Origin of the sequence: Sulfuricurvum sp. PD_MW2 (assembly GCF_002633015.1) — a bacterium.
GTDB lineage: Bacteria > Campylobacterota > Campylobacteria > Campylobacterales > Sulfurimonadaceae > Sulfuricurvum.
In genome coordinates, this window is sequence record NZ_NSIU01000038.1 from 1 (window position 1) to 7,842 (window position 7,842).

Sequence of the window (7,842 nt, forward strand, 5' to 3'; positions counted from 1 at the left end):
CATATAATGTTAAATTGTGTAATTTAAACAACAAAAAATGCATTTTGCGATATATTTGCGATCTCAGTTATTTATAATCTTTTCACAAATAAAACGTTGATATGAAATAAGGAATACTCATTCTAATGACAGTTGGATCATGAAGCTTTTACTTTCATTGATAAGTACATCATGTCTTCTGTATGCCAATGAATACAAAATCGATTTGATGGATGATGTTTTCAGTCTCGATCTGTACCAGCTCCAAAACATCAAAGTTCGATCCGCTTCAAAATCAGAGCAATCTCTCAATTTTACACCCGCCAAAATGATCGTTGTCTCAAAAGAGCAAATTGAAGATCGCGGCTATCGTGGTTTAGACGAATTATTAAATGATTTGCCTGGCATACAAGTCATGCGCTATGCTGATAGCGGTATTCTAAATCAAATCGGAATTCGCGGTGTTATGGGAACGAACTATTTTAAAATTCTGCAAGACGGCATTGAAATAGATCAAACCGATGGAGAAGTTCTAAGCCGCTCTATGCAATATCCGTTATTTGGGATAGATCGTGTCGAAATACTTTATGGTCCAGCCTCGGTTGTCTATGGGGCTGATGCTTTGAGCGGTGTAATCAATCTCATCAGTTCCAAACAACCATCCGATGAAATCGGGCTTTCAATAGGACAAAAAGGGTATCGGTATCTTTATGGTGTCAAATCGATCCCTCTTTTTGGGGGTGATCTTACCCTCAAAGCCCATTATCACAACGATCAAGATTATGATCTTGAAAAAGATTATCCTAAAGATTTTATTGTATCCGCTAGAAATAAAGAATTTGACTTTCAACCCCATATTTCAAAATCATTCGGAGCACGTTATGAAAATAGCGGTTTTGAACTAGGCGCAAACTACCGTTATTCCTCTGAATCGACCTTAATCGCCATGAATGGTGGAAATTCACTTAGTAACATTTTTGATGATAACTCCAATCTGGATACGCAATTACTAGGTGTATATGGGCGCTACAATACTCGATTAGCTAGCGATGTCGGATCTACAACAACCCTCAGCTTTGATTCAACCGAATTGCTTGAAGGAAGTTATTTTATCAATAAATACACAGCGTATAGGCCGGGATACAAGTACTCAAAATCTGAGCGTTATGCGATTGAAGAGACCCTCACCAAAACATTCGGTGATCATCATTTGCTTGCCGGAATCCAATTTGAACAATTTGAATCCATTCCTATGACTATCGATTTGCCGACACCGAGTTATTCCGGAACGGTTTATTTCGGCGGTTCCAATATTGTAGCGCCGATTTATGATATTCGTTGGAACAACAAAGCAATCTATCTCCAGGATCAAATTGTTCTGGACGATAACTGGCAACTCTCGTTGGCCGGTAGATTTGATCACAGTTCCGACTACGGAGCGACATTAAATCCCCGTATTGCACTGATTCATTCCACGGGAGCGTTAACACAAAAATTAATCTATTCCCAAGCGTTTCTTGCCCCTTCCAATTATCAAAAATATAAGATCTATGGTAACCCACTACAAGAAATAGGAAATAGCGGAACATACACGACAGATCGATATCGTGTGGCGAATCCAGATCTTCAGCCGGAAAAAAGCAAAAACTATGAATACGATTTAGAGTGGTTTTTAACGCCTAATGATCAAATCAGCTTTTCAATCTATTATTCAACAATCAAAGATATTATCTCAAATGAAGAGTCATTGCCCAATAAAGCACATTTTATCCCCAACACTACAATTCTTGACCCTGTAGGTGCTGAAAACTCAACACGTGCTAGATTATACGGTGGAGAACTCAGTTATCAAGGACACTCTTATTTTTCGGGTTTCGATCTGAGCTATTGGGGAAATTATAGTTATGTCGATGGAGAAATTGATTATATCTATGATTATCCACTCCCGTATTCAGCATCACACATTTTCAAAGCCGGAAGTACATTGCGATATTCAAATTGGCGTATTTCACCTTCAATGCGTTGGGCAAGCCCTATTATGGCAGCACCTTATGACGATGGAAAACTTGCACGTGTTCGAGGATATTGCATTGCAAAACTATATGCCAGCTACGATATCACTCAAAACATGAAAATTTCATTGACAATCAATAATCTCTTTGATGAACACTATTACGGGGTCCGTTACAATAGTAGCTCAAAGTATTTATCTCCACAGGATACACGCATGATAAGCGGTATGTTGACAATAAACTTTTAGGATATGTAATGAAAAATTTTCTAGGGTTGTTTTTTTCTTTTATACTTCTCTTGGTACATGCAAAAGAGATTAACAGCGATCAGGTGAAAGTTGCATACACCTACAATTTTTTGAAGCATACCGTTTGGAAAAATGAATCTGCATTAAAAGAGTATCATTTACTTGTCGTTTCCAAAAATGAGAGTATTAAAAATATGTTTTTAATGCTTTCCTCCCGAAAATCACTCAATGATAAAAAGATTCGTGTCACGTTTTTCGATCCGCGTTCAATCCCTAAAAATATACAGGCCATTTATGTGGATGAGGAAAGTGCAGCTTTATACGACAAACTATTTTATGAGTACGAATCCGATGATGTCTTATTTATTAGCGACGGATATAAAGATCGTAAAAAAGTGATGATCAATCTGACAGAAAACAATAACATCATCGCATTCGAAATCAATAAAGCCAATATTCTCAATCGATCTTTGAATATTTCACCCGATCTAGTATTGCTCGGCGGTACAGAAATTGACGTTGCCAAACTCTACAAAAGCTCACAGGATGAGCTAAAAGAACAAAAAGAGGCGATTACTCTACTAAACAAAAAAATATCTGAAAAGAACAGTGAGTTATCGTCTAAAATAGCCGCTATCGAAAAACAAAAAGAGGCATTGATCCAACAACAAAGCAAAATCGATCTTCAAAGTACGATGATCACAAATCAATTGCATGACATCGCCGAACAAAGCACTATGATTCGAACACAACAAGATGAGCTCGAATCGATTCGATCACGTATTGAAGCTCAAAAACATCAATTATTCGAAGATGAAAAACAGATACGGGAAAAAGAGCTCATTTTAAAAACACTCTTAGCCTCTCATCAGGAAAAATATCAAGAGATCAATAATGCAAATTCAGTTTTATCTACCCTAAACAATGAAATTACAAAACAAAAAAACAATCTTGTCCACCAAGAGGGTGTTATCGCTTCACAAAAAACAGCTATCGGCGGACTCTTACTTTTATCGATTATCATTGTGATTCTTTCGGTCTTTATTTTTAAACAAAATCGACGTCTCAACGAGCTATCGCAGATCGATCCACTCACCGGATTGTTCAATCGACGCGCTTTTGTTCCAAAAATTTCGAATGAAATCGATCAATTTAAGCGTTATGGAACTCAGTTGTCGATTCTTGTTGTTGATGTTGATCACTTCAAAACGATTAATGATATGTTCGGACATGACATAGGTGATAAAGTATTAAAAGAGATCGCAAGCCTTATCCAAACCTATATACGTAAAACCGATTTTTGTGTACGCTGGGGAGGTGAAGAATTTGTCATTTTAGCAACATCAACTCAAACGGACAAAGCTATGATTATGGCTCAAAATCTACGTATTGCAGTCGAAAATCACTCTTTTGGTATCGATCATAAGGTTACAATCAGTGTGGGGCTTGCTTCGCTGGAAGAGGGTGATCAGGTAGAAAGTCTTATTCGAAAAGCCGATGAAGCGCTTTATCGTGCAAAACAAAGCGGTAGAAATAAAATCATTCTTGGATAAATTATTTCAAAAGAGATTTGAGTTTCGGTGATTTTTTATCAATTGCCGAAATAACTTCACGATTTTCTTTCAAAATAGCAATGTCCAAAGGGGTCATTCCCTCTTGACTCATCACTGTTCCTGACGCGCCGTGCTCAATAAGATACAATCCAATCGGAGAATATCCTTTCCATATTGCCAAATGAAGAGCAGTAACCCCTCCCATATCCTGTGCCGTTACATCGGCTCCCTTGCTGAGCAAATAACGGACAGCGTCAAAATTACCAACCCAGCATGCATACATTAGAATGGTCTTTTTATTATCTTCACGAGCACTGTTAGCGTCCGAAAGGGTTTGAATGTGTGACTCAAACCCTTTTGTATCATTACGATCCAATAATCCTACGAGATCGACAATATCAGCAGCCTGCAGGGATAAAGCGGTTAGGACAATGATTAGAAAATATTTCATTTTTTGAATTGTTCTATAAACTCTTCAATATCGTCAAAAAGGGCTTGCAAATCTTCTTCATGTTCCACTTCATCCGCTAGAATCTGAGATACGAGGTCATACGTTATGATGTCTTTGTCTCTGGTGATATCGAGGATATTGGAGTAAACACTGATAGCACATTGCTCCCCTTTGATTGCTTGTTCTAAAACTTTGCGTACATCACCGTCTGTGGGAGCATCATATCCGCAATTAGAATTAATCAACCATTCAGATGGATGAAGAGCAGGGGTACCGCCAAGTTGGATAATACGATCACACACCATGGTAGCATGTCGGAGCTCATCCGCAGCATGTTGTGTCAATTCCGTAATTGCAGCATCTTTCATCAGCCCTTTTACCACTTTGGCTTCAATAAAATATTGATAATAAGCAAGCCACTCATCACAATATGCTTTGTTCAATAATTCATAAACGGTTTGTGCTTCAATCCCTCGAAGAAGTGAAATTCCTCTTTTTCCCATTGAAAACTCCTCTAACTTAGATCGTTAACTCTAACATTGCTTCTCTTAAAGGAAAATAATTATCCACAATAAGATATGAGATCATGATGTAACAAAACCTCAATTCCCTCTTTTTTAGAAAAAGAGATGATACCTTCGGATTTCAGTTTCTTGATCATTCTGGATAGTGTTTCAGGTGTGATCCCCAACATTTGAGCAATATCAATCCCTTTGAGCCGTTCAAATGCTTTTGTATCGTCACGAATCAATCGTGCCACTTTGGCCAATGCACTCGGTGCACTATGCCTTTGGAGTGCAATTTCTAAAGTGGAAATTTTATTACTCAACGATGCAATCAAAGCGATACTCAAAGAAGGATCTTTTTGCAAAAGTTGTAAAAACGGATCACGTGATATTTTCAGTATCAATGCTACTGAGGTTGATTTGCATGATGCAGGATAGGGGATTTGTCTGAGTGTCGCTACTTCTGCGATCAATGAAGGGGATCTGAATCGATGTATGACCATCGGTTCAGTCGATGCGGTAGACTTAAAGATGACTACTTCACCATCGACCAGAAAGTGAAAATATTCACTTTGATCCCCTTCATAGAAAACGATTTCATCTTCTTCAAACCGGCGTAATATTCCGATTTCTTCTATATTTTTACGCTGAATGGGTGACAAATGGCTAAAAAGTCCTATTTTATCGATCGATAACGGATCATTTTGAAGTAACGGGTTCAAAACCAAACTCCTTTGCACGTAATAATTCTACCGGGTAAATAACTTGCGCATGGACAATTCTCATAGTGTATTCTCTAGGAGAGTGATCAACAATGGAGACAAAGTAATCTATTCCGATGCTTGTCGAATATTGGATCCAATCGTTTGCAATATCGTTATTCATCAACATATTTGCTGCATAAATATGGGAAGGGAACTCAATCAATGAGTTGGCTAAAATCATGTTTTTGCGATCAATATATTGAGTTAGAGAAAGTAGGGTAGGATCGATATTGATTTGTGTCGAGAGGATATTGCGAGCTTTAATGCCATTGAATGTTAATTGCGATGCCAAAATCGCACTTTTGACGACAGGAATATGGATGATGACACTTGATTTGTTAAATTTAGCCGGTTTGGAAAGATGAGAAACAATATTATCGCCTTTAGTGTCGACACTGTATGCAGAGATTTTTTTCTTCTCGCTTTTATGCGCCAAAAAAACCTCTTCGGTAATAGATTTCAACTGTGTTCCAACACTGGAATCATCGTAAAAGATAGCGATAGAATCTGACATATAAGCTAAAAGGGCTTCGATCTGAGCAACATAATCGATTCCACCAAATACAAAATTTTCAGGCGCATTTTCCAAATCACGCTTATGTACAGTAGGAATATAGATGGGCAGATTGCTGGAAAGAGTGATTAGATTCTTGGCCCCCGATGCTGTAAGGGGAGCCAAAACAGCATCCACTCCGTCATTACGAAGATGATCCATAGCTTCTTGCAATGAAACAATAGACTCATCTTTCATATCATACCGTTTGATCTCAAACTGATTTCTACGGCTCATGAGTGTTGCAAGGGAAACATTATAGAGTGATTGTGTGTACTTTCCAATCACTTTTGGCGAAGATACGATCCCTATTTTAATCGGTTTCATTATCGGTTCGGAAATTTGAACCGATGATGCGCTTCCCCCCTTCCGTATAACAATATCACGGGCGGAAGAATCGATTATAAGGAGAACAAAAAGTAGAAAAAAACGTATAATCTTCATAATAGTTGCACTTTGATCGTTTGCAGATCCCGCATAGCGTCTTTTTTTAATGATGGATTCCGAACCAAAAAAAGCGGATGATACAATGGGATGATCACAGAGTCGCCAAATGGGATAATTTCCCCTCTAAGCCGCTCAAAATCGCTTGTATCCGATGTTACCAACCGATATGCATCCGGTCCTAGGGGAACAATAATGTTTGGCTTAATAAGTTCTAATTGTTTCAATAAAAAAGGGGCACAACTTCCACATTCGCTTTCAGAAGGGGTTTGAAAACCAAAAGGCTTGCACTTAACGGCATGGGTAAAATAGACATCGTTAATGTTCATTAGCAATACTTTTTCAATCATATCACGAAGCATCATACCTGAACGCCCGACATAATACTTTGCTTCCTCATCTTCCGCTGCTGATACATAGGCATCAACAAACATCAATTTAGCTTTGGGATTACCGTATCCCATCATACTTTGAGATCGAGACTTGCTTAAATCACATAAATAGCATTTATCAACGGCTTGCCCTAAACTCATCAGTGTATCAGGCAAAGCGGTTGAACTATTTTGAATATTTGGCGTTATGGGATCGGTATAGGCATATCCCAATGTTTGAAGACGGTAAAGGTTTTCGAGTATTGCCAGATTTTGAAAAGAGTCCACGGATATCACTTCTTTGGAATTTTAGAGAGTATAAAGAAGAAGCGGTTAAAAGGAGATAAAGATTTTTTAATGATCTAAAATATCTTCAGTTTCGACACGTACATAGGAGTTCTTATGGATTTCTATCATGATTTGATTGAGGCGGTTTATGACATTCGCAGGTGTCTTTGATTTGTCAAACGTATCGACAGCTATACAAGATGTATGATTGTTAAAATGGAGGTCAAGTTTTTGGATAAGGTTTTGCGAAGCTTTATAGGCATTTTCCTGCGACGTAAAAGCAAAAATAATGAAATAATGGTTTGTATCCAATTCTATCAATTCATCAGAAATACGAACATATTTTGAGAGTTCAACCACACTCAAAGGTTCTTCATGATACAAAAGTGCAAAGGTAGCTTGTATTCCGAAACGATCATATACATAATACGTTTTTTTGATGGATACATGAATCCGGTTCGTAATATTTTGCGGCATACATATACCTTACGTGTTTTTTGTTTTTTATGATACCTTAAATACGACTCACAGTGCCTTAAGAAAAAAAATTTGATTATTAGTGAAGAGAAAAATACTCAACCTAAAAAAGGCTGAGCAAAGTATTTGAATCAAGTTACGAACAGTGTCCGCCACCGCAGCAAGAAGAAGCTTCTTCTACAGTTACTTCAACTGG

The 7,842-nt window shown here is 37.8% G+C and carries 8 protein-coding genes; 2 read left to right on the forward strand and 6 right to left on the reverse strand.

The window, feature by feature from the left end:
• Window positions 1–139: 139 nt before the first annotated feature.
• Window positions 140–2,239 carry a TonB-dependent receptor gene (locus tag CJD30_RS11045; RefSeq protein ID WP_294919058.1) on the forward strand — a complete coding sequence of 700 codons (2,100 nt, stop codon included), beginning with the start codon at window positions 140–142 and terminating at the stop codon, window positions 2,237–2,239.
• 8 nt (window positions 2,240–2,247) lie between these two features.
• Complete coding sequence (locus tag CJD30_RS11050; protein ID WP_294919060.1) at window positions 2,248–3,792, forward strand: YfiR/HmsC family protein; 1,545 nt, start codon at window positions 2,248–2,250, stop codon at window positions 3,790–3,792.
• Between the two features lies 1 nt (window position 3,793).
• Here the strand turns inward: CJD30_RS11050 and CJD30_RS11055 are convergent, their stop codons facing one another.
• The 6 genes from CJD30_RS11055 to CJD30_RS11080 all read right to left on the reverse strand — a co-directional run bounded on the left by CJD30_RS11055 (window position 3,794) and on the right by CJD30_RS11080 (window position 7,646).
• A complete protein-coding gene (locus CJD30_RS11055; protein WP_294919062.1) occupies window positions 3,794–4,243 on the reverse strand; it encodes an ankyrin repeat domain-containing protein in 450 nt (149 codons plus the stop codon).
• A complete protein-coding gene (locus CJD30_RS11060) occupies window positions 4,240–4,746 on the reverse strand; it encodes a ferritin-like domain-containing protein (RefSeq protein ID WP_294919064.1) in 507 nt (168 codons plus the stop codon). The genes CJD30_RS11055 and CJD30_RS11060 overlap by 4 nt, the downstream gene beginning before the upstream one ends.
• Window positions 4,747–4,805: 59 nt before the next feature.
• Complete coding sequence (locus CJD30_RS11065; protein ID WP_294919066.1) at window positions 4,806–5,471, reverse strand: Crp/Fnr family transcriptional regulator; 666 nt, start codon at window positions 5,469–5,471, stop codon at window positions 4,806–4,808.
• Window positions 5,449–6,510: a hypothetical protein gene (locus CJD30_RS11070; protein ID WP_294919069.1), complete on the reverse strand. Its 1,062-nt coding sequence runs from the start codon at window positions 6,508–6,510 to the stop codon at window positions 5,449–5,451. The genes CJD30_RS11065 and CJD30_RS11070 overlap by 23 nt, the downstream gene beginning before the upstream one ends.
• The gene (locus tag CJD30_RS11075) at window positions 6,507–7,169 is read right to left on the reverse strand and encodes a uracil-DNA glycosylase (protein WP_294919071.1); all 663 of its coding nucleotides are present in this window, start codon (window positions 7,167–7,169) and stop codon (window positions 6,507–6,509) included. Before CJD30_RS11075 ends, CJD30_RS11070 begins: the two co-directional genes overlap by 4 nt.
• Window positions 7,170–7,235: 66 nt before the next feature.
• A complete protein-coding gene (locus tag CJD30_RS11080; RefSeq protein ID WP_294919073.1) occupies window positions 7,236–7,646 on the reverse strand; it encodes a hypothetical protein in 411 nt (136 codons plus the stop codon).
• Window positions 7,647–7,842: the final 196 nt, after the last annotated feature.